At 70.6% G+C, this 20467-nt stretch carries 21 protein-coding genes; 11 read left to right on the forward strand and 10 right to left on the reverse strand.

Annotation, left to right across the window (positions count from 1 at the left end):
• Window positions 1–29 precede the first annotated feature (29 nt).
• Window positions 30–1235 carry a chromate efflux transporter gene (gene chrA / locus HUA76_RS13760; RefSeq protein ID WP_174461213.1) on the forward strand — a complete coding sequence of 402 codons (1206 nt, stop codon included), beginning with the start codon at window positions 30–32 and terminating at the stop codon, window positions 1233–1235.
• Here the strand turns inward: chrA and HUA76_RS13765 are convergent.
• From HUA76_RS13765 to HUA76_RS13780, 4 genes are all read right to left on the reverse strand, one after another.
• Window positions 1222–1701 carry a hypothetical protein gene (locus HUA76_RS13765; protein ID WP_141648345.1) on the reverse strand — a complete coding sequence of 160 codons (480 nt, stop codon included), beginning with the start codon at window positions 1699–1701 and terminating at the stop codon, window positions 1222–1224. The two genes, chrA and HUA76_RS13765, sit on opposite strands and share 14 nt — an antisense overlap.
• Window positions 1698–2156: a hypothetical protein gene (locus HUA76_RS13770; RefSeq protein WP_174461089.1), complete on the reverse strand. Its 459-nt coding sequence runs from the start codon at window positions 2154–2156 to the stop codon at window positions 1698–1700. The genes HUA76_RS13765 and HUA76_RS13770 overlap by 4 nt, the downstream gene beginning before the upstream one ends.
• On the reverse strand, window positions 2156–3646 hold the full coding sequence (locus HUA76_RS13775; RefSeq protein WP_174461090.1) for a fused MFS/spermidine synthase: 1491 nt from the start codon (window positions 3644–3646) through the stop codon (window positions 2156–2158). The genes HUA76_RS13770 and HUA76_RS13775 overlap by 1 nt, the downstream gene beginning before the upstream one ends.
• Before the next feature lie 133 nt (window positions 3647–3779).
• Window positions 3780–4838 (reverse strand): folate-binding protein YgfZ, encoded by a 1059-nt coding sequence (locus HUA76_RS13780; RefSeq protein WP_174457947.1) that lies wholly within the window; start codon window positions 4836–4838, stop codon window positions 3780–3782.
• 38 nt (window positions 4839–4876) lie between these two features.
• On the opposite strand from HUA76_RS13780, the gene HUA76_RS13785 reads away from it, so the two are divergent.
• The 3 genes from HUA76_RS13785 to HUA76_RS13795 are packed head-to-tail and all read left to right on the forward strand — an operon-like array spanning window position 4877 to window position 6975.
• The gene (locus HUA76_RS13785; protein WP_141648881.1) at window positions 4877–5203 is read left to right on the forward strand and encodes a cupin domain-containing protein; all 327 of its coding nucleotides are present in this window, start codon (window positions 4877–4879) and stop codon (window positions 5201–5203) included.
• Window positions 5200–6567 carry a thioredoxin domain-containing protein gene (locus tag HUA76_RS13790; RefSeq protein WP_174461091.1) on the forward strand — a complete coding sequence of 456 codons (1368 nt, stop codon included), beginning with the start codon at window positions 5200–5202 and terminating at the stop codon, window positions 6565–6567. Before HUA76_RS13785 ends, HUA76_RS13790 begins: the two co-directional genes overlap by 4 nt.
• Window positions 6568–6588: 21 nt before the next feature.
• Window positions 6589–6975 carry a translation initiation factor gene (locus HUA76_RS13795; RefSeq protein WP_174461092.1) on the forward strand — a complete coding sequence of 129 codons (387 nt, stop codon included), beginning with the start codon at window positions 6589–6591 and terminating at the stop codon, window positions 6973–6975.
• Window positions 6976–7050: 75 nt separating this feature from the next.
• On the opposite strand, the gene HUA76_RS13800 is transcribed toward HUA76_RS13795, so the two are convergent.
• Together HUA76_RS13800 and HUA76_RS13805 are read right to left on the reverse strand one after the other, a co-directional pair.
• A complete protein-coding gene (locus tag HUA76_RS13800) occupies window positions 7051–8055 on the reverse strand; it encodes an isocitrate dehydrogenase (NAD(+)) (RefSeq protein WP_141648884.1) in 1005 nt (334 codons plus the stop codon).
• A 135-nt stretch (window positions 8056–8190) separates the two neighbouring features.
• Window positions 8191–8967: a DUF2270 domain-containing protein gene (locus HUA76_RS13805; RefSeq protein WP_141648885.1), complete on the reverse strand. Its 777-nt coding sequence runs from the start codon at window positions 8965–8967 to the stop codon at window positions 8191–8193.
• Between the two features lie 175 nt (window positions 8968–9142).
• Here HUA76_RS13805 and HUA76_RS13810 point away from each other — a divergent pair, with 175 nt between their 5' ends.
• From HUA76_RS13810 to HUA76_RS13825, 4 genes are all read left to right on the forward strand, one after another.
• On the forward strand, window positions 9143–11263 hold the full coding sequence (locus tag HUA76_RS13810) for a hybrid sensor histidine kinase/response regulator (RefSeq protein ID WP_254614156.1): 2121 nt from the start codon (window positions 9143–9145) through the stop codon (window positions 11261–11263).
• A 478-nt stretch (window positions 11264–11741) separates the two neighbouring features.
• Window positions 11742–13016 (forward strand): tetratricopeptide repeat protein, encoded by a 1275-nt coding sequence (locus HUA76_RS13815; RefSeq protein ID WP_371823471.1) that lies wholly within the window; start codon window positions 11742–11744, stop codon window positions 13014–13016.
• Window positions 13017–13162: 146 nt separating this feature from the next.
• Entirely contained in the window at window positions 13163–13504 is a 342-nt protein-coding gene (locus HUA76_RS13820) for a hypothetical protein (RefSeq protein ID WP_174457951.1), read from the forward strand.
• A gap of 35 nt (window positions 13505–13539) precedes the next feature.
• A complete protein-coding gene (locus HUA76_RS13825; RefSeq protein ID WP_174461093.1) occupies window positions 13540–13821 on the forward strand; it encodes a hypothetical protein in 282 nt (93 codons plus the stop codon).
• 17 nt (window positions 13822–13838) lie between these two features.
• On the opposite strand, the gene HUA76_RS13830 is transcribed toward HUA76_RS13825, so the two are convergent.
• Complete coding sequence (locus HUA76_RS13830; protein WP_141649033.1) at window positions 13839–14453, reverse strand: DUF4230 domain-containing protein; 615 nt, start codon at window positions 14451–14453, stop codon at window positions 13839–13841.
• Between the two features lie 84 nt (window positions 14454–14537).
• Here HUA76_RS13830 and HUA76_RS13835 point away from each other — a divergent pair, with 84 nt between their 5' ends.
• On the forward strand, window positions 14538–15140 hold the full coding sequence (locus HUA76_RS13835) for a 2OG-Fe(II) oxygenase (protein ID WP_174461094.1): 603 nt from the start codon (window positions 14538–14540) through the stop codon (window positions 15138–15140).
• Between the two features lie 7 nt (window positions 15141–15147).
• Here the strand turns inward: HUA76_RS13835 and HUA76_RS13840 are convergent, their stop codons facing one another.
• Complete coding sequence (locus tag HUA76_RS13840) at window positions 15148–15705, reverse strand: helix-turn-helix domain-containing protein (protein ID WP_141649036.1); 558 nt, start codon at window positions 15703–15705, stop codon at window positions 15148–15150.
• A 91-nt stretch (window positions 15706–15796) separates the two neighbouring features.
• Between HUA76_RS13840 and HUA76_RS13845 the strand changes: the two genes are divergently transcribed.
• Together HUA76_RS13845 and HUA76_RS13850 are read left to right on the forward strand one after the other, a co-directional pair.
• The gene (locus HUA76_RS13845) at window positions 15797–16525 is read left to right on the forward strand and encodes an SDR family oxidoreductase (protein WP_174461095.1); all 729 of its coding nucleotides are present in this window, start codon (window positions 15797–15799) and stop codon (window positions 16523–16525) included.
• Window positions 16522–17547 (forward strand): S-adenosylmethionine:tRNA ribosyltransferase-isomerase, encoded by a 1026-nt coding sequence (locus HUA76_RS13850; RefSeq protein ID WP_174461096.1) that lies wholly within the window; start codon window positions 16522–16524, stop codon window positions 17545–17547. The genes HUA76_RS13845 and HUA76_RS13850 overlap by 4 nt, the downstream gene beginning before the upstream one ends.
• 4 nt (window positions 17548–17551) lie before the next feature.
• On the opposite strand, the gene HUA76_RS13855 is transcribed toward HUA76_RS13850, so the two are convergent.
• On the reverse strand, window positions 17552–18772 hold the full coding sequence (locus HUA76_RS13855) for a zinc-dependent alcohol dehydrogenase (RefSeq protein ID WP_174461215.1): 1221 nt from the start codon (window positions 18770–18772) through the stop codon (window positions 17552–17554).
• A 156-nt stretch (window positions 18773–18928) separates the two neighbouring features.
• Complete coding sequence (locus HUA76_RS13860) at window positions 18929–20455, reverse strand: Ppx/GppA phosphatase family protein (RefSeq protein ID WP_174461097.1); 1527 nt, start codon at window positions 20453–20455, stop codon at window positions 18929–18931.
• Window positions 20456–20467: the final 12 nt, after the last annotated feature.

Consider the following 20467-nt stretch of genomic DNA (forward strand, 5'->3'; position numbering starts at 1 on the left):
TCCCTCTTCCTGGGGTAGCTTTCGTGAAGATGCCTCCCCAGGAGCCCGCGAGCCCCGCGCCTTCCGCGCCGAGAGACAGCGCACCCGTGCTCCGGGAGCTGGCGCTCCTGTTCCTCCGGTTGGGCACCACCGCTTTCGGCGGCCCGGCCGCGCACATCGCGCTCATGGAGGACGAGGTGGTGCGCCGTCGACGCTGGCTCACGCGCGAGGAGTTCGTGGACCTGCTCGGCGCGGCCAACCTCATCCCCGGCCCCAACTCCACGGAGCTGGCCATCCACATCGGCCACCGACGCGGCGGGTGGCCGGGGCTGCTGGTCTCCGGCGTCTGCTTCATCCTTCCGGCGTTCCTCATCGTCACCGGCTTCGCCTGGGCCTACGCGCGCTTCGGAGACCTGCCGGACGTGGGCGCGCTCTTGTACGGCGTGAAGGCCGTCATCATCGCCGTGGTGCTGCAGGCCCTGTGGGGGCTGTCGCGCACCGTGGTGAAGACGCGGCTCTCCGCTGTCGTGGCCTTGGGGTCCGCGGCGGCGGCCTTTCTCGGCGTCAACGAGCTGTGGCTCCTGTTGCTGTCGGGGCTCGGCGTCCTCGCGTGGCGCGCAATCGAGCACCGCCGGGAGCATGGGCCCTCGGGACGCTCCGCTTTGTTGCCCGTGTCGCCGTGGGCGCTGGCGCTTCCCCTGGGCGTTGCCACCACGGCCGTGCCCTTCACGCAGCAGGGCCTGTTCCTCTTCTTCCTGAAGGTGGGCTCGGTGCTGTACGGCAGTGGGTACGTGCTGCTGGCGTTCCTCCGCTCCGAGCTGGTGGAGCGGTGGGGATGGCTCACCCAGGCGCAGTTGCTGGACGCGGTGGCGGTGGGGCAGGTGACGCCCGGTCCCGTGTTCACCACGGCCACGTTCATCGGCTACGTGCTCGGGGGGATGACGGGGGCGGTGGTCGCCACGGTGGGCATCTTCCTGCCCGCGTTCTTCTTCGTCGCGCTCAGTGGGCCGCTGGTGCCGCGCCTGCGTCGCTCGTGGAGGGCGGGGGCGTTCCTGGATGGCGTCAACGTGGCGTCGCTGGCGCTGATGGCCGTGGTGACGTGGCAGCTTGGCCGGGCGGCGCTGGTGGACGCTTGGACGGTGGGGCTCGCGCTCGCGTCCGCCGTGCTGCTCATCCGCTGGCGCGTCAACTCCGCCTGGCTGGTGCTGGGCGGAGGCGCGGTGGGGTGGCTGGTGAAGAGTCTCAGCGCGGGGTGAGCTTCGCCCCGCAGCGGGCCACTTCGACGCCGGACAGGTCGTCGCGCCGGTCGATGCACGTCAGCACCAGCGTGTTCCCATCCAGCTCGTTCTCACAGTGGCGGTTGGCCTGGACGCTCGTCGAGGAACCCGCGTCCGGCCGCACGACGCCCCCATCCGCGCCCAGGTGCACGGTGAGGCTGGGGTCATGCAGCGACCATTCGCCCTTCGGAATGTCCACGCTGTCTCGGGTCGAATCGCCGAACTCGGGGAACCCCAGCGCCGAGGCCCCCTGCGTGGTGATTTCGCACGCGTCCTCACCCGACAGGACGCGGAAGGTGCCGTTGGAGCCGCAGGTGTTGCCGGTGACGTCGAAGGTGACGTCTCTGGTGCCGTGCTCGCATTTGCGCGACGAGTCGGCGAGGAGCAGGAGCCCGGTGGTGGCCAGCACCGCGACGGACGCGAGGTTTCTCAGCAGGGGCTTCATGACAAGGCTCCGGGGGGTGTGAGGGACGCGGCTGGTGTCCGGGAGAGCACCGTGGCGCGGCCGTACAGCACCGCCACCGCGATGAAGGGCAGGGTCAGCAGGTCGGTGGGGTCGGCCACCGCTCGGAAGCTGTCGAGGCCGAGCGGCGCGCCCAGGGGACGCAGCCACTGACAGAAGAGGTCCGCGAGAGGCTGTGACACCTTGAGCGCGGTGAACAGCACGGCGGTCAGCGCCGCTCCCGCGCCCAGCCGGAGGCTCCGAGGCCAGCGCGTCACCAGGGCCAGCAGCGCGGACACGTAGAGCGGCAGGAAGAAGCAGATGGCCACGTCCGACAGCTTGCCGGTGAGCGTGTTGTGGAAGGTGGGCTTGAGCCAGCGGTCATTCACCGCCATCAGCGCCACGGCCGCCAGGGGCAGCGGCGCGAGGAACTCCGGCATGCGCGGCAGGGGCTTCACTACAGCCCCTCCGTGCGCACCAGGGCTCGCAGGAGGATGACATCCGTGAGCAGCTCCACCGGAGCCCGGTCATCCGTGAGGGGCTCCGCCGAGGCCACCGCGCGCAGCTCTCCGACGACGCGCGTCGCCAGCGGGCGAAGCGAGAGCGGGAGCCGCTCCGTCCTCGCGGCCAGTCGCTCCGCCATGCCCTCCTCCCCCGCGAAGAAGAGCGTGTTGCTGGGGTTGCGCGCATCCGCCGCGAGCACGTGAGGAAACACGGACGCCAGCGTGCCGCCCACCGCGTCCACCACACCGCGCTCCTCGCGGAAGCGGCCCACGTTGAAGCACGCTACGCCTCCGGGAACCAGGTGGTCCGCCACGCTCCGCGCGAACTCACGCGTCGTCAGGTGGAAGGGCACATAGGGAAAGCGGAACGCGTCGACGATGATGACGTCGTAGCGCCGCGAGTCCGCCTCCAGGAACGCGCGTGCATCTCCGATGTGGACCTCCACCTCGGCCCCCAGCCCGAAGTGTGTCCGCGCCAGCCGCACGACCTCCGCGTCCAGCTCCACGCCCACCACCCTCGCCCCGAGATACGTCTCCCGCAGCCCGCGCGCGCTGGTGCCCGCGCCAAGGCCCAGCAGCAACACCCTGGGCGCCCGAGGCTCCGCGCGCGCCATCGCCGGCGTCAGCAGGTAGTGCCCGAAGACCTCCTCCCGCACCGGCTGCCCGGGAAGCCACGTGCTCTGCACCGCGTAGCCCTCGTTGAACACCAGGCTCCGCGTCCCCTCGGGTGACTCCAGCACCTGCACGAAGGCATGGGGTGACTCGGCCACGTCCCGCGCGCGCGGATGTCGCGGCAGCGCGTGGACTCCCAGCGCCAGCGCCACCACCGGCACCCCCACGGCTATCACCCGCCACCGCCAGCCGAGCCCATGCGCCGCCGTCAGCCCGAGCACCCCCGCGAAGCAGGCCATGGCGCGCGCGGTGCCCAGCCACGGCAGGACGACGAAGGCCGCCAGCAGCGTCCCGGCGATGCTGCCCAACGTGGACGCGGACGACAGCCGCCCCGCATGCGCCCCCGCCGACGCCACGCCTCCCAACCCCACCCTCACCAGGAACGGCCCCACCGCCCCCAGCGCCAGCAGCGGGGGCACCGCCACCAGCACCACCAGCCCCACGCGCCCCATGGCCTCCAGCGGACGCCCCGTCATCACCGCCGCCGTGGCCCCGGACAGCAGCGCCCGCGCGAGGAAGGGCAGGGCGGCCAGCAGCAGCGCCGCGACACACAGCGCCATGCGCAGCGGCTCCAGTCGCTCCGCGCGGTCCGCCCAGCGCCCGCCCAGGTGCGCCCCCAGCGCCAGCCCTCCCAGCACCAGGGAGATGAGCGCCGCCCACACGGGCGTGCTGCTCCCGAAGTAGGGGGCCACCAGTCGCGAGGCGGCCATCTCCGACGCCATCACCGTGGCGCCGGAGAGGAAGGACAACCACGTCAGTGAAGAGGGCTTCATGAGCGGGGGCCGGATGAGCAAGGCCCGTTCCATACTCAACAGCCCGTAACTCCGCGGCCCCAGGGGGAAGTCCCCGGGGCTCGGGTGACAAAGTCGTCAGTGGCTCACGGCTTCACTGACAGCCGTGTCGCGCTCAGCCCTTGAAGGGCAGTGGTGCGACCTTCACGGTGTCGGGCCCACCGGCCAGCGTCAGCTCGGTGCCGGGCTCCAGCGAGTCGCGGTGCACGTAGCCCAGGGCCACGCGCTGTCCCTGGGACGGGGAGCGCACCACGCTGGTGAGCCAGCCCACCTTCTTCTCGCCCCGGCGCAGCTCCGTGCCGGGCGCGGCGTCGGCCTCGCCCAGGAGCAGGCCCGTCAGCTTGCGGTTCATGTGCCCGCGGAAGGTCGCCCGGGCGATGACCTCCTGCCCGATGTAGCAGCCCTTGTTGTAGGAGATGGCCCCGGTGAGGTTGGCCTCCATGGGGATGGTGGTGTCCACCATGTCCTGCCCGTACCGGGGGACTCCGGCCTCCACCCGCAGGAGCTCCAGCGCCTCGAAGCCCAGCGGCTTCAGGCCTGGCTCCGCGCCCGCCTGGCTCAATGCGCGCCACACGGCCTCGACGCCCGCGCGTGGCACCCACACATCGACACCGTGGGGCTCCACCGAGGTGTTGCCCACCAGGATGACGTCCTGGCCGGCGAGCGTCAGGGTCCGGGTGGCGTGGTGCGCCAGGGGGGAGAAGCCCTCGCCCAGCACGCTCGCCGTCCGGGGACCGAGCAGCCGGAGGATGGCGTACTCGCCCGTCGCCTCGTGCAGCTCCGCGTCCTCGGAGATGAGGTATTTCTCCAGGAACTCCCGGACCTTGGCGCCATGGCCCGGCTCCACATCCATCAGGAGGTCTGCCTCCCGCTTGAGGATGCGGGCATCCGCCACCATGGCCCCTTTCACATTCACCAGGGCGGCATAGGTGGCGGCTCCGACGGGGAGGTTGTTCACCTCCTGGGTCACCATTCCATGTAGGAAGGAGGCCCTGTCCTCCCCCGTTATCCGGAGGATTTCGCGGTAGGAGGCGTCGTGGAGCGCCACGGCCTCCCGGGCGGCGCGGTAGCCGTCCTCGCCGTTGCCATATCCGGCCACGACTTCCCGGCCGCGCACATCGATGAAGCGGGCCCCCGCTTCTTCGTGAAGAAAATGCAGAGACAGCGGTTCCATGTCCGTCGCTATATAGAGGCGAAGGAGCGAATGCCACGATGGATGTGAAGCAGCTGTCGTCCTTCCAGGACTTCTCCCCGGAGAAGCTCCGGAAGCTCAACGTCTTCCAGTCCGAGCGCTTCTTCCTCGACGTCTACTGCCTGGCGCCCGGGCAGGCGCAGAAGCCGCATCACCACGCCACCTCCGACAAGGTCTACGTCGTCCTGGACGGCCGCTGCCGCTTCCGCGTCGGTGCCGAGGAGGAGGTCCATGGTGTGGGCGCGGCTGTCTTCGCCCCCGCGGGTGCCGAGCACGGTGTCGCCAATGAAGGCCCCGCCTCCGCCCGTTTGCTCGTCCTGATGACCCCGCCCCCGGAGCACGCATGAGTCCGAAGTCCTCTCCCCAGAAAGCCGCCACCCCCGTTCCCTTCCGTGTCGGGGTGGTGTTGCTGGTGCTGGGCGTGGCCGCGAGCGTCCTGTCCGTCTTCCAGTGGAGCCAGTTGCTCACGCTGCGCGCCGGTGGTTCCACCGTGTGCGGCGTGTCCGACACGGTGAACTGCGAGACGGTGTGGAACTCGCCGTTCGCCACCCGCTTGCATGAGCTGTTCGGCATCCCCGTGGCCGGCCTGGGGCTGGTGTGGGGCCTGACGGTGGTGGCGCTGTCGGCGCTGTACCTGGCGCGCGCTCGTTCGGGCAAGCCCGTGGCTCCGGCGGCGCAGGGGCTGAAGCTGACGGCCGGCGCGGGTATCGCGTCGGTGCTCGTCTTCGCGTTCGCGAGCTTCCAGACGGGCGTGGTGTGCCCCACCTGCCTGGGGACGTATGCGCTGGTCGCGGCCATCGCGGCTGTCGCGTGGAAGGGGCTGCCGGCCGCCGGTGCGGGCCAGTGGGTCCCCGCGCTGCAGTGGACGGTGGGCGTCACCGTCGCGGTGTTCATCGCCGTCTTGCTGCCGGGCCGCTCGCTGTCCTCGCCGCAGCCCAAGGCGGGGTCGCTGTTGCCCGTGGCTTCGTCGTCGTCGTCGACGACGCAGGCGGCCACGCCCGCGTCGCTGGAGGCGTACCTGCGCGGGCTGCCGATGGAGCAGCAGCAGTTCATCTCCAACGCGCTGGCGTTGTACCGGCGGGACGTGCCGAAGGCCGCCGCCGCGCCCGCGCGTCACCGCTATGGGCCGGTGGACGCGCCGGTGAAGATTGTCGAGTGGACCGACAGCAAGTGCCCCCACTGCAAGGCGTTGGTGGAGGAGCTGGCGGTGCTGAAGAAGCGCGTGCCGGAAGGCAAGCTGTCGCTGGAGGCCCGGCAGTTCCCGTTGGATGGCTCCTGCAACCCGGCGATGCCCAAGCGCGGGCCGGACGCGCCCAGCGTGCGGTGCGTGGCGGCGAAGGCGCAAATCTGCCTGGAGGGCGCGCCGGACTTCTGGGAGCTGCGGGAGAAGCTCTTCGCGGCGCAGGCGGTGCTGGATACGGAGCGGGTGATGGAGATTGCTTCGTCCGGCTCGATGTCGCGGATGCAGTTGGATGCGTGCATCTCCAGCGCGGCCACGGCGGCGAAGATTCAAGAGGACACGTCGTATGCGCTTCGCTACCAGTTCACCGGCACGCCGCTGGTGGTGGTGAACGGGCGGCAGGCGATGCCGTCCGCGCCGTTCCTGTACGCGCTGGTGATGGCGGATGGGAATCCGAGCGCGCCCGCGTTCGACGTGCTGCCTCCGCCGCGCGCGATGCCGCAGGACGACCACGCGGGCCACAACCACTGAGCAACGGCGGGCGGTCTCGTCATGGGCAAGCGTGACAAGAAGGACGAGCCAGCGGCACCGGTGGGGCCGTTCCACAATCCCTTCGCCGCGCTGGCGGCGAAGCGGGAGGCGCTGCCGGTGGGCCCCGCGGCGCCTGTCGCTGCACCCGCGCGCAAGCCCGAGCCGAAGGGCCCCGCGCGCGCGGTGGTGCGGATGGAGCGCAAGGGGCGGGGTGGCAAGGAAGTCACCGTGGTGGAGCACCTGGAATTGCCCGTGCCCCAGCGCGAGGTGTGGCTCAAGGCGCTGAAGAACTCGCTGGGCTGCGGAGGCGTGGTGGAGGACGACACGCTCGTGCTCCAGGGAGACCAGCGCGAGCGACTGCCCACGCTGCTGGAGGCGCGCGGCGTTCGCAAGGTGACGGTGGGCTGAGGCGCGGACACGAAAAAGCCCGGGCGCCTTGAGAGGCGACCCGGGCTCGTGTGACGGCGTGGGCCGTCGTGACTGCTACAGCGCGGCGATGAGGGCGTCCGTGAACTCGCGCGTCGTCGCGCTGCCACCCAGGTCGCCGGTGCGAATCTTCCCCTCACCGTAAACCTTGTGGAGGGCCCCCTCCATGCGCCGGGCCTCTTCGCGCATGTCCAGGTAGTCCAGCATCATCACCGCCGACATCATCAGCGCGGTGGGGTTCGCGATGCCCTTGCCCGCGATGTCCGGCGCCGTGCCGTGGACCGCCTCGAAGACCGCCGTGCGCTCGCCGATGTTCGCGCCCGGCACCATGCCCAGGCCGCCCACCAGACCGGCGCACAGGTCACTCACGATGTCGCCGTAGAGGTTCTCCAGCACCATCACATCGAAGCGCGTCGGGTCCTTCACCAGCTGCATGCAGAGGTTGTCGACGATGACTTCCTCGTAGTGGATCTCCGGATACTCACGGCCCACCTTGCGGCAACAGTCCAGGAACAGGCCGTCCGACAGCTTCATGATGTTCGCCTTGTGGACGCCGGTCACCTTCTTGCGACCGTGCTTCCGGGCGTACTCGAAGCCGAAGCGGGCAATCCGCGTGGACGCCTTCTCGGTGATGATCTTCAGCGACTCCACCACGCCCGGGACGATGATGTGCTCCAGGCCGGCGTAGAGGCTCTCCGTGTTCTCGCGCACCACGACGAGGTCCACGTTCTCGTAGCGCGTCTTCACGTTCTGCACGCTCTTCACGGGCCGCAGCGACGAGTACAAATCCAGCCGCTTGCGCAGGCCCACGTTCGCGGAGGGCAGACCGCCGCCCACCACCGTGCCCGTGGGGCCCTTCAGCGCGACGCCGCTGCGCAGCACCGCTTCCACCGTCTCGTGGGGCAGGTTGGTGCCGTACTTGGCCACCACTTCCGCGCCCGCGTCCTTGTGCTCGAACTCGAGCGGTACCTTGAGCGCCTCGAGGACGCGGATGGTGGCCGCCATCACCTCGGGGCCGATGCCGTCTCCATTGATGACCGTGACAGTGCGGGTGTTCGCCATGGGTGCGGATTCACAGCACAAAACCCCTGGACCCGAAAGGACGAAAACTTCCACCGTACAGGGCCAGGCATGGGGTCCATGAGCCAGGCCCTGGCCCTGGGCCACCCGGAGACCGCCCAGGGAGGAAAGGGCCCCTCAGTGCTCGGACGCGGAGTCTGGCCGCCGGGCAGGCCTGCGGGTGGGCCGGTGGCGCCGGCGGATGGCGTAGGGCCGGTAGAACGACTCCCACAGCGCGGCGCGTCGCCCCCGGGGGCGTGTGCGCAACTCGCCCAGGGGCGCCCGGATGAAGAACGAGGAGATGAACAGGTAGGTCGCGGTGATGGTGATGAACACCAGGATCAACATCACGATGGGGCCCGGAATCCAGGCCACGTGGGCCCGGGTGACGAACTCCAGGAAGTCCACCGGCGGCTTCGGGTGGCTGTAGACCTTGAAGAACCACGTCACCAACAGGACCATCAGGATGGGCCCGTAGGTGCGGTTGAGCCGCGTGGAGATGGCGGAGAGCAACGAGAGCTGGATTTGAGGGCGGGACATCTCCACCGCCAGCTCTCGCAGGGCGTCCGGGTCCACCGGCTCGCGGCGCAGCATGGGGGCCCACCAGCCGTCCTCCAGCAGGCGCACGCGGCGGTTCCACAAGTCGTAGTAGCGGTAGCGCCGCGCCTCGACGAGCAGGAAGGACACCACCATCCAGATGCCGACGAGGAAGGTGACGTGGGAACTCTGCGGCGTCGCGAAGCCGAAGGAGATGACGGCCGCCGTCGTCGTCAGCGCCCAGTTCGTCGTCGTGTCCAGGCGCGTGCGCCAGGTGTCGGAGCGGCTCAGCTCGCCCCGGAAGAGCTGCGCCATGGCCTGCTGCGACAGCCAGGGCGACTCCAAGAGGTCGTTCTTGATGGGCTCGTTGAGGGGCATCCGTTCCCGGAAGGTGGGACGGGGCGCGGGTCGATGCAACGGCTCGTCCGGATGATCGCCCCCATGTGAGCGCGCCCGCGCGCACGCCCTGCCTCCCGGTGGGCGAGCAGGCGGCCTGGGACACCGGCGGCATCGGTCCCTTGGAGCGGGCGGACAGGCGGGGGCACGGGTGGCCATGGCGGGCGGGCATGCCCACCTTGGCGACTTGAACGTGGCCCGGCTCAATCCCATCGAAGCCCTGTCGGAGCTGCTCCAGGGGGAGCAGGAGCGCGTGGCGCGCCTGTGGGCCAAACGCCTGCGCGCGGAAGTCTACGAGGTGGAGATTCCGGGCAGGGACTTGCGTGCCCCACTGCGGCGACTGGTGGGGGAGATGGCGCGCCTGCTCAAGGACCGGGGCGAGGACGCGGTGCGCCTGTGGCCGGAGGTCGCCCGTTCCCACGGCGCGGACCGGTACACGCAGAACTTCGAGCCCGAGGACCTGACGCGCGAGTTCAAGTCCCTGGAGTCGGTGCTGCTGCACGTCTACGCGCGCCACCACGGCGGGCTGATAGAGCCGGAGGTCGCCGGCCTCATCGCGGAGCTGGTGTGGGAAGGGGACGCGGCGGCGCAGGCGTCCTATGCGCGCATCCTGAAGACGGAGGAGGTGCGCTTCCGCGAGGCGGCGGTGATGGAGTCGGTGCTCAACCACGTCGACGTGGGCATCCTCCTGGCCGAAGTGGACGGCACCGTGTCCTTCGCCACGCCGCCGGTGAGCCGGCTGATGGGCGTGCCCATGCGCGCGGTGGTGGGCGGGCGCGCGGTGAACACCGTGTCCCCGGTGCTCACGCAGGTGAACGCCCGGCACCTGACGGGCGAGCCCTTCAAGGTCGCGGACATGCCCTTCGTGCGCGCGCTGAAGGAGCAGGGCCCGGTGCGCGGGGTGATGATGGTGGTGGAGCGTCCCGGCGGCGGCGAGGTGACGCTGGAGATGAGCGCCACGCCCGTCTGGGAGGAAGAAGGCGAACTGGCCGGCGCCATCCAGACCTTCACCGACCGCACCGAGTCCGCGAACAAGACCAAGGCGCTGGAGAGCGCCTACGGAGAGCTGCGCAGGCTCCAGGGGCGGCTGCTCCAGCGCACCCGGCAGCAGGCGCTGGGACAGCTGGCGGGGGGCGCGGCGCATGCGCTCAACAACTTCCTCAACGTGCTGCGCCTGCGAATCACGCTGCTCCAGCGTGAGTACAAGCCCGAGCACCTGGAGGCGCTGGACAAGACGGTGCAGCAGATTGGCGAGCTGGTGGCGCGGCTTCAAGAATTCAACGTCCAGCGCACCGAGGAGCGGCCCGTCGACGTGAAGGTGGACCAGACAGTGCGCGAGTCGCTGGAGCTGGCGCGCGGCGAGCTGGAGCAGCGCGAGCACCCGGTCTACGTGGAGCTGGACCTGCATGACCCGGGCGCGGTGCGCGCGGACGCGGCCTTCTTCCGCGAGCTGGTGGTGAACCTGCTGCTGGCGGCCAGGGACCGCATGGAGGAGGGCGGCCACCTGAAGCTGACGACGCGCGCGGAAGGCAGGGAGTGGCTCATCCTGCGCATCCAGGACGAGGGCCCGACGTACGCGGCGGAGGAACTCTCGCACCTGTTCGACCCGCTGCGCAGGGACCCGGGAGCGCCGCAGCTCTCCTTGTACCTGGCGGTGGCGCGCGCGCAGGTGCAACGCTGGGGCGGCGAGCTGACGGCGGAGAACGCGACGACGGGAAAGGGCGCGGCCTTCGTGGTGCGGCTGCCGCGCGTCCACGAGCAGTCGTCCACGTACGAGCCCACGCGCACCCCGCCGAGCGGCACGAAGGCGGTGGCTCCGGCGGCGCCCCGGCGCTTCCAGCAGACGCGCCGCGTGTTGGTGGTGGACGACGACCTGGACAACGCGCGGATGATGGCCGAAGTCCTGGGGGAGGAGGGCTACGAGGTGCAGGTGGCCCATGACCCCCACGTGGCGCTGGAGATGTGGGACCGGCGCCGCTTCGACGCGGCCCTGTTGGACGCGGTGATGCCGGAGATGAGCGGCTGGGAGCTGGCGCGCGCGCTTCGCGAGAAGACGCCCCACGTGCTGCTCGCCATCGTCACCGGAATGGACGTACGCGGGCAGAACCGCGCCAGCCTCGCGCTGGTGGACGCAGTGTTCCGCAAGCCCATCGACGTGGGCGCGCTGGATGACTTCCTCGCGCAGACGGAGGGCGGCTCGGGCGGTGAGGCCGCGCAGGCCGCCGGAGAGTCGTCTCCCGATGCCGGCGACAGTCCGGATACTCCGCCACGGCACTGAGGCCCCGCGGGTGGACCACCCCGAGGTCCAAGGAAGGAGGGGCAACGGGGGCCGCCGTCGCCTGGAGACCCTCGCCGGCCGCCCTCGCGGACGGTCGCGGCGTCACCTGAGCCGTGCGCACCTACGACTCATGTCGGGTCAGAACGTGCTCCACCGCGACTTTCGGCGCGGTCTTCATTTCGTCCCGGTGGTGAATCACCTGGTCATGCGGAACGCCGAGGGACTTCGCCACGTCCACGAAGCTGAACTCGGGATGGCTCGGGGTGCGGTATCCGGCTGCGAAGCAGGCGCATCCTGCCTGACGGGTTTTGCTCAAACCATCCAACCCCAGGGCATGTGGGTGTCGACTGGGGCGATGTCTGTGTATGTCGAAAGCCCATCGTGTCTGGGTGGGTTGGAATGCTTGTCTGCCAATGGAACTCGGAGTCCGGTGCGGGGTGGGTTCGTGAATCACGGCCGGGCGTCTAGAGTCGTGTGGGTGAGCGTCTTGCTGGAAGTGGAGCGCATCCGCCGCAAGGTGGAGGCGGGTGAGGTCCTGAGTGACGCGGAGCTGGAAGCGCTCCGCGCGCAGGCACAGGGCAGTGAGGGGCCGACGCCGAGGCTGGCGCTGGCGCACGCCCTCATCAACGCGGGCGCGGACCGGGAGGCGCTGCCGCTGCTGGATGCGCTGCGGCGCGACTTCCCTCGGGACGTGCCAGTGATGTTGGGGTTGGCTCGGGCGCTGCTCGGGCTGGAGCGAAATGGGGACGCGGAGGCGCTGCTGCGGCAGGCGCGCGCGCAGGAGCCCGGGGACCCGGAGGTCCTCAAGGTGCTCGCGGTGCTGGCGCTGCGCAGGGGCGAGGTGGAGAAGGCCCAGGCGTACGTCACGGATGCGCTGGCCAGAGACCCGTTCGACGCGGAGACGCGGCTGTTGAAGGCGGAGCTGGAGGCGGCGGAGCTCCCGCCCCCGGCCGTGCCCGAGGAGCAGGTGCTCCGGCCGGAGTTCACCGCCGCGCTGGCGGGCGCGCTGGGACGGGCGCGGGTGGTCTTTAGGCGGCAGGGAAAGGACCTGCTGGTGAAGCTGGCCACGGGTGGAGTGGGGCGCGTGGACGTGGGCTCACTGTACGCGGCGTATCGCGAGGCCCCGGGCTCAGCGGGGTTGGGCCCCTACGTGGAGGCCCTGGCCGCGCGATTGGGCGGGTTGGACTCGGGGCTGGGTTCGGAAGGGGCGTCGCTGGAGGCTCGGCTTCGTCCGGTGCTGCGTCCGGCGGACTTCGAGGCGAAGGCGGTGGGCGCGCTGCACCGCCAGGGGCCGGCGAGGCTGGAGGTCTTCTATGTGCTGGAGGACGCGGACTTCGTGCGCTACCTGCCCGAGTCCGCCCTGGGGTCGGCTGGGTTGACGCGGGAGGCGGTGGACACGGCGGCGTGGCGGAACCTGGAGGCGCATCCGGCGCCCGTGCGGCCCGTCGTCGTCGACCGGGGCGAGGTCCGTCTCGCGGAGAGCTTTTCGGGGCTGTGGGCGGTGGCCGCGGGAGACGGGCTCGACGGCGCGCGGCTGCTCACCGCGTCCCAGCGGCGCTTGCTGGCGGAGCAGGCGGGAGACGAGCCCCTCTATGGCTCCCTGGTGCGGCGAGAGATGGCGCTCGTGGCCCGAGTCTCCGACCCCTCGGCCTGGGAAGTGCTGGCGGACCTGGAGCCGACTCCGGAGGGAATCGCCGGCTTGTTCTTTCTGTCGGACGAAGGGCTCACCCGGGACCGGGCCGCTGGGGACTGATACAGGTCGCTCCGGAGGTGGCGATGACCAGGGCAACAGTCCTGTCATACGAGGAATGGGCGCTCGGACCCCGCGCCACGCATCCTGGATGGGATGCGGTCGAGAAGTTCATGTCGAGTGAGGCCTTCAGGAGGACTGCTTCGGGGGTGCTCATCTTCGACAGACCCACTGAACGCGGTGATTTCGTCGTGTCGATGAGGGTGGCTGTTCCCCTGGGAGGGGATTCCGGGCGAGGCGACGTGGTCCAGGCGATGAGGCGAGACGCGCTCTCGGTCTTGCTCCTGGATGACGAGCTCGCGGTCCCGGAGCATTTCCCCGCCTACGACAGGGTCGCCATCGGGGCCCTCACGGACCCGGAACATCCGAACCTGTTTGGCGGGCCTGTCGCGGGGCTCGCGAGCGCCGTGGCGTCATCCCGGTCCGCGCTCGTGATTTCACACGATGGCGACCCGGTCATCCTGATCCATCATGGTGCGCCACCGGAGTGAAGGCTCCAACGGTGGGAAACGTAGGAGGCATACCCGTGTCATCAGCCGAGTGGTCCGCTGCGCTAAAGGAGATGAGGAGGCTTTTTGACCATGACCCCACGGACAAGAAGAGCCTCAAGGAGTGGGTGGACGCGTCCATCGCGCTGTGCCTGCGACTTCGCACCGTCCGCGCGAGCTTCGACGTGGAGGAAATCGTCTGGCATTTCCTCTTCGACGCGGACATCCGGGTGAAGGCCCCCGAGTACGCCCAGGCCCAGCGCGAGGCGTTCGAGAGCTGGCTCCAGGACGCTGAACGCGCCTTGCTGTCAGAGCCGTGAACGTCCGTGGGGCCGGCTCACCCCGCCGTGCCGGTGGGCAGCCGGTCCACGAACACCACCTCGCGGTAGCCCAGCGTGAGGAGCAGCGCACGCAGGGCCCTTTCGGCGGAGTCCCGGGCGCGCTGCTGGAGTCTCGTGTCGGCGCGCACGTCGTGCTCGAAGGCCAGGCGCGCCTTCTCCAACAACTGCGCCGTCTGCGCGCTGTCCAGGTTGGAGTCGATGATTTCCGTCTCCCCGGGCCGCAGCGCCACGCGCACGTCGATGGGGGGCAGCACGACGTGGACCTTCGTGCCGGCGACGTGGAGGCTCGAAGGGCCCAGGCGCTGGAAGTCGAAGCCCAGGTGCGCGTCCGCGAAGACGATGGCGCGGCCGTGCGGGTTCTGGAGGGTGTACGCCGCCCAGTTCACCACGTCCTTCCACAGCGCATCCGTGGCCTTGGGTTCGGGGGAAAACGTCACCTTCTTGTAGAGGGCGACGTCGAGCGTCTCCAGCCGCGCCACCTCGCGCATCTGCTGCACCACGGAGGCGGTGTCCGGCAGGGCGGGGGAGGTGGGCCTCAAGAGCCAGCCCGCGCCCAGGGCTCCGGCGACGATGCCCAGGAGGACCGCGAGGATTCGCGAGAGGTGCGCCATGGGCCCAGTGTATCTCCTTCCTCGCGGCACGCGTCTGGGGCACGGTGCGCGCGTGTGGGCGGCACGTTGCTGGAAGGAGCACGTGTGGAGCTGACCGATGTAGAGGTGGAGGCACTGGGGACGCGTGGCTATTTCACGCGCCCTGATTTCCTCGGGGATGTGGCCGCCCTCGCCGCGCGGGCTGAAGCGCTGGCGAGGGCTGAATCTGGAGTGCTGCATGCCGCGGGCATCCGCCGGGGCGCCGAGCGGACCCTGGACTCCCGCGTGAGAGGAGACCTCATCGGCTGGGTGGAGCCGGAAGCTGGAACAGGGCTCGGCGTCCTGTGGGAACACTTCGCTCAGCTCGGACAGGCGCTTTCATCAGCGGCCTATCTCGGCCTGGGACGCTTCGACCTCCAGCTCGCCTGCTACCCCGGCGGCGGAGCGCGCTACGCGCGTCACTTCGACTCATTCCCCGGACAATCCAACCGCCGCGCCACCGCCATCTGGTACGCCAACGCGGGCTGGGTGCCCGAGCACGGAGGCGTGCTGCGGCTGCATCCGGAGGGCTCGGCGCCGGTGGACGTGGCCCCCATGCTCGACACGCTCGTCGTCTTCCTGAGCGAGCGCATCGAGCACGAGGTGCTGCCCGCCCACGCCTCGCGCCTGGCCCTCACCGCCTGGTACTACGGCCGCGACGCGGGCTGAGCCGTCATCACAGCGGGGGCGCGAGCAGGACGACGGAGTAGCCGACCGCCGTGCGCGTCCCTGGATTCTCATACGAGTGCTTCTGGTCCCCCCGGAAGACGACGACGTCTCCGGGCTTGAGGACGAAGCGCTCACCGCTGGCGACGAGGGCCATCTCCCCGGACTCGCAGGCCAGGTATTCGCGGGTGCCGGGCGTGTGGGGCACGCCGGTGATGCGCACGCCGGAGGGCAGCTCCACGCGGTCGAACTCCATGCCGGGCAGCGGGTCCGGCAGCAGCTTGCGCAACTGCCCCGCACCTCGCATGCGCGTCGTCAGGCTGTCGCGCGGGTAGTGCCGCGCACTGGCGCGAGGCCTCGCCACCAGCTCCTCCAGCGACACCTGGAGCGCCGCCGCCACGCGGTGCAGCACCGACAGCGTGGGGTTGGCGGTGCCCGACTCGAGATTCGCCCACGTCGCCCGGGGCACCCCCGCGAGCTTGGAGAGCTGGGCCTGCGTGGCGCCCCGCGTCTCCCGCAGGGTCCGGATGTTGCGCGCCAGTCTGCTCGGCAGGTCCTCTTCGTCGATGGCCATGGGTTGGCAATCTGCCAAAGGATTGTCCGAGACGCCATTTCATCAACGCGACGGACGTATCCCTCCAGGCAAGGAGGACATTCCAATGACGCTGACCGGAAAAGCGGTCCTGGTGACGGGAGCGAGTCGGGGGCTGGGGCGGGCCCTCATGGCAGGGTTCGCGAGGCGAGGCGCGCGGGTGGTGGGCGTGGCCCGACACGCCCCGGAGATGGAGGCCGCCGCCGAGTCCCTGAGAGCCGAGGGGCTGGAGGCGCACGGCGTGGCCTATGACGTCGGGGACAAGGAGTCCATCTACCGGCTGGTGGGCGTGGCCACGTCGCTGGTGGGCCCGCTGGACGTGCTGGTGCACAACGCCAGCATCCTGGGCCCCACGCCGCTGCCCTTGCTGCTCGACACCGCGTGCGAGGACTTCCAGCACGTGCTGGAGGTCAACGTGGTGGGCCCCTTCCGGCTCACCAAGGCGGTGGTGGGCAACATGGTGGTGCGAGGGGGCGGGCTGGTGCTGAACATCAGCTCGGACGCGGCCCTCTCCGCGTATCCGAGCTGGGGCTCCTACAGCGTGTCCAAGGGCGCGCTGGAGCACCTGGGCCGCCTCTGGGCCGCGGAGCTGGAGGGCACGGGCGTGCGCTTCCTCAACGTGGACCCGGGGGAGATGGACACGCGCATGCACGCGGACGCCATGCCGGAGGCGGACCGCTCGACGCTGGCCCGGCCGGAGGACGTGGCGGCCCGCATTGTCGCGATGGTGGAGCGCCGCGCGCAGTCGCTGCCGTCGGGCTCCCGCCTGGTGGCGGAGAGTCTGGAGGCCGCATGAAGCCCGCGCGCTGGCCCGTGGACCATCCCGAGGAGGGACGGCTCCTGCACATCGAGCCCCGAGGACGCCGCTTCTCCGACGCCCGCGTGGCGGACCTGCCGTCGCTCCTGCGCGACGGAGACCTGCTGGTGGTGAACGACGCCGCCACGTTCCCCGCCTCGCTCCTGGGGCGCACGGCCTCGGGAGAGCGAGTCGAGCTGCGGCTGGTGTCGCGCGAGGAGGACGGCACCTGGACGGCCGTCCTCTTCGGCGCGGGAGACTGGCGCAAGCGCACCGAGGACCGCCCTCCTCCGCCCGTGTTGCCGGCGGGAACGCGCTTCACCGTCGTCGGGTTGCCGGTCCAGGTCGTCGAGGTGCTGCCGCCCTCGCCCCGCCTCCTGCGCGTGGCCTTCGACGAGGACGGCGCCGCGCTCTGGTCCGCGCTGTACCAGGGAGGCCGTCCCGTGCAGTACGCGTACACCGTGGCCCCGCTGTCGCTGTGGCACGTGCAGACGGGCTACGGCGCGCGGCCCTGGGCCACGGAGGCGCCCTCGGCGGGACTGCCCCTCACCTGGAACGTGCTGCTGGCCCTGCGTCGCCGGGGCGTGCGGCTGGCGTCGCTCACGCACGCGGCGGGGTTGTCGTCCACCGGGGACGCGGTGCTGGACGCGGCGCTGCCCCGGCCCGAGCGCTCGGACATCCCCGTGGCCACGGTGGCGCAGGTGGAGGCGACCCGCGCGGCGGGAGGGCGGGTGGTGGCGGTGGGCACCACGGTGGTGCGGGCGTTGGAGGGCCGGGCGGCGATGAACGGCGGGCGACTGGTGGCGGGCGAAGCGGTGACGGACCTCCTGTTGGGGCCGGGCTTCGTGCCCCGCGTGGTGCACGGGCTCCTCACCGGCATGCACGAGCCGGGCAGCAGCCACCACGCGCTGCTCCATGCCTTCGCGCCGTCACTGCTGTTGAAGGAGGCGGCCGCGCACGCGGAGGCGCGCGGCTACCTGGGGCACGAGTTCGGGGACTCGAGCCTGGTGCTGGACGCGTGAGGGCTCACTGGAGCTGATTGGGCTCCAGCTCCACCTTCACCCAGCCCGGCTTGCGCAGGTCGAAGTTGCGGTAGGCGTCCAGCGCGCCGCTCATGGGCTCCACATGCGAGAGGATGGCGGTGGGGTCCACCTCGCCGGTGCGCACCAGCTCCAGCAGCCGGGGGATGTACTTGCGGTGGTTGCAGTTGCCCATCCTCAGCGTGAGGTTCTTGTTCATCGCCATGCCGATGGGGAACGTGCGCACCTGCGCCGGGTAGACGCCGATGATGGACAGCGTGCCCGCCTTGGCGAGCGCCTCCACCGCCCAGGACAGCACCTGCGCGGGCGCGTCGCCGGGCACCCAGTTGTCGCCGTCCGGCTTCGTCTTCGGCGCGGCCTCCTTCGCCTCGCGCTTGAGCTCCGCCTTCTGCGCGCTGGCCTGCTTCGCGGCGGGGCCCGCGTGCGCGTGCTCGGCGTCCACGCCCACCGCGTCGATGGCGCGGTCCACGCCGATGCCGTTGGTGAGGCGCAGGAGCGTCTTCACCGGGTCTTCCTGGTCGAAGTCGATGATTTCCGCGCCCTGGCCGCGCGCCAGCTCCAGCCGGTCCTCATGGCAGTCGATGGCGAAGACGCGGCCGGCGCCGAGCAGCTTCGCGCTGACGATGGCGAACAGCCCCACCGGCCCGCAGCCGAACACCGCCACGGTGTCGCCCGGCTTGATTTCCGCCAGCTCCGCCCCGAAGTAGCCGGTGGGGAAGATGTCGGAGACGAGGATGGCCTGCTCGTCGCTCACGCCCTCGGGAATCTTCACCAGGCCCGCGTGCGCGAAGGGAACTCGCACCTTCTCCGCCTGCATGCCGTGGAAGGGGCCCGTCTGCTCCGGTCCGCCGAAGAAGGCCGTGCCCGCGGAGGCGCCATGGGGGTTCGCGTCGTTGCACTGCGAATGGTAGCCGGCGCGGCAGTAGACACAGTTGCCGCAGGCGATGGTGGAGGGGATGACGACGCGGTCGCCCACGTTGAAGTTGCGCACGTCGTCGCCGAGCGCCTCGATGTAGCCCACGCCCTCGTGCCCGAGAATGGTGCCCGGCTTCATCCCCGGCATCGTCCCGCGAATCATGTGCAGGTCCGTGCCACAGATGGCGCTCGCCGACAGCTTGACGATGGCATCCGTCGGCTTCTCGATGCGCGGCTCCGCCACCTCGTCGAGCCGGATGTCCCCAATCCCATGGAATACGACGGCCTTCATCGCGCGCTCCTTCCCCCGTGAGGGGCCCTTGCGTCCAAAGTCGAAGAGGCCCGTCTGGTGACGACGGACCCGTGCGATTTTGAGCGTGGGCATCTGGAGCAACGCGGGCAGGGCGCGACGTCTCCTCTGCTGGCCAGCAGGCGGAGTGCCGGGCGACTAGCGGGCGGCGGCCTGGTGGACGTGGAAGGAGAGCTTCTTGCCGAAGACGCGGCGGAAGGAGGCCACCTCGTGCTCCGCGTTCCACAATTCCAGGTCCACCGGCTGGCGCGCGTGCAGGTGCAGGGCCACCCCGTCGCGGCCGTTGGTGGCCTTGAAGTCCTTGATGGGCTGGTGGTGGCTGTGGTCCAGCGAGTTGGCCACGCGCAGCAGGGTGGCGAGCTTTCGCACGGTGCGGGCCTCGGCGGGAGTCAGCCCCGCCATGCCCGAGTGGGCCAGCTCCGGAGGACTGCGCCGGTGGTAGCGGGCGACGCGGGCCACCAGCTCTCGCTCGCGGTCCGCGAGGCCGGGGAGGTCCGCGTGGCGGATGAGGTAGTACGTGTGCTTGTGGTGCCGCTCGTAGTTCACCGCATGGCCGATGTCGTGGAGCAGCGCGGCGACTTCCAGGTACGGGCGCACCGACAGCGGCAGCTGGTGCAGGGCGGCCAGGTCGTCGAAGAGCGTCAGCGCGAGCCGTGACACCTGACGCGCGTGCTTCTCGTCGAAGAAGAAGCGCTGGCCCATGGCGATGGCGGCGTCCGCGAGGCTGTGGTCGTCGGGCTGGTGGTGGGCGTCCTGTCGGTAGAGCAGGTCCACGAGGATGCCGTCGCGCAGGCCCCGGTTGACGACGCTGACGGACTCGATGCCCAGGTACTTCGCCACGCCCTCCAGGATGACGGCGCCGGAGACGATGATGTCCGCGCGCTTGGGGTCGAAGCGCTTGCGCCGCCGGTCCGCGGGCATCTGCGCCAGTGTCTCCACCGTCTGGGTGAGCTGGCGCACGGTGGCGTTGCCGCTGCTCTCGCTGGAGGCGAAGGACACCACGGCGTTGATGGTGCCGGACGAGCCGAGCGCCACCCGGGGAAGGAGCGGCAGCTTCTCCGGCAGCGTCTTGCCCAGCACCTCCTGGACGAACCCGCGCATGATGCGCAGCTGCTTCGTCGTCACGGTGCGCGACGCCTCGAAGACCTCGGTGAGCCGCACCGAGCCCAGCCCCAGGCTCCACAGGTTGTCGGGCTTCTCGCCCACGGCGGTGGCCACCTCGGTGCTGCCTCCGCCAATGTCGATGAGCAGCGAGCGCGTGCCGGGGGGCTTGCGGTGCAGCACGCCCAGGCAGATGAGGCGCGCCTCCTCCTTGCCGCTGACGACCTCCAGGTTGAGGCCGGACTCCTCGCGCACGCGCCGGACGATGTCCGGGCTGTTGCGGGCCTCGCGCAGGGCGCTGGTGGCCACCGCGCGCACCTGGGCCTTGTGACGACGGCAGAGGGCGGAGTAGCGCCGGAGCGTGGACAAGAGCCGCTCCGCCGTGGCCTCCGGCATGGTGCCGGTGGCGAAGACGCCCTCACCGGGGCGGATGGGGTCTCGCTCCTGGTGGAGTGTCTCGAGCGCCCCGTCGGCGTCCGGCCGGGCGAGCTCCAGTCGCACGGCGTTGGTCCCCACATCGATGGCTGCGAGGACGGGCGGGAGGGCGGGGCGGCGAGTGGGCATGGTTGGACGTGG

It is taken from the genome of Myxococcus sp. CA056, from assembly GCF_013336715.1.
In the GTDB taxonomy this organism is placed as follows: Bacteria; Myxococcota; Myxococcia; order Myxococcales; family Myxococcaceae; genus Myxococcus; species Myxococcus llanfairpwllgwyngyllgogerychwyrndrobwllllantysiliogogogochensis.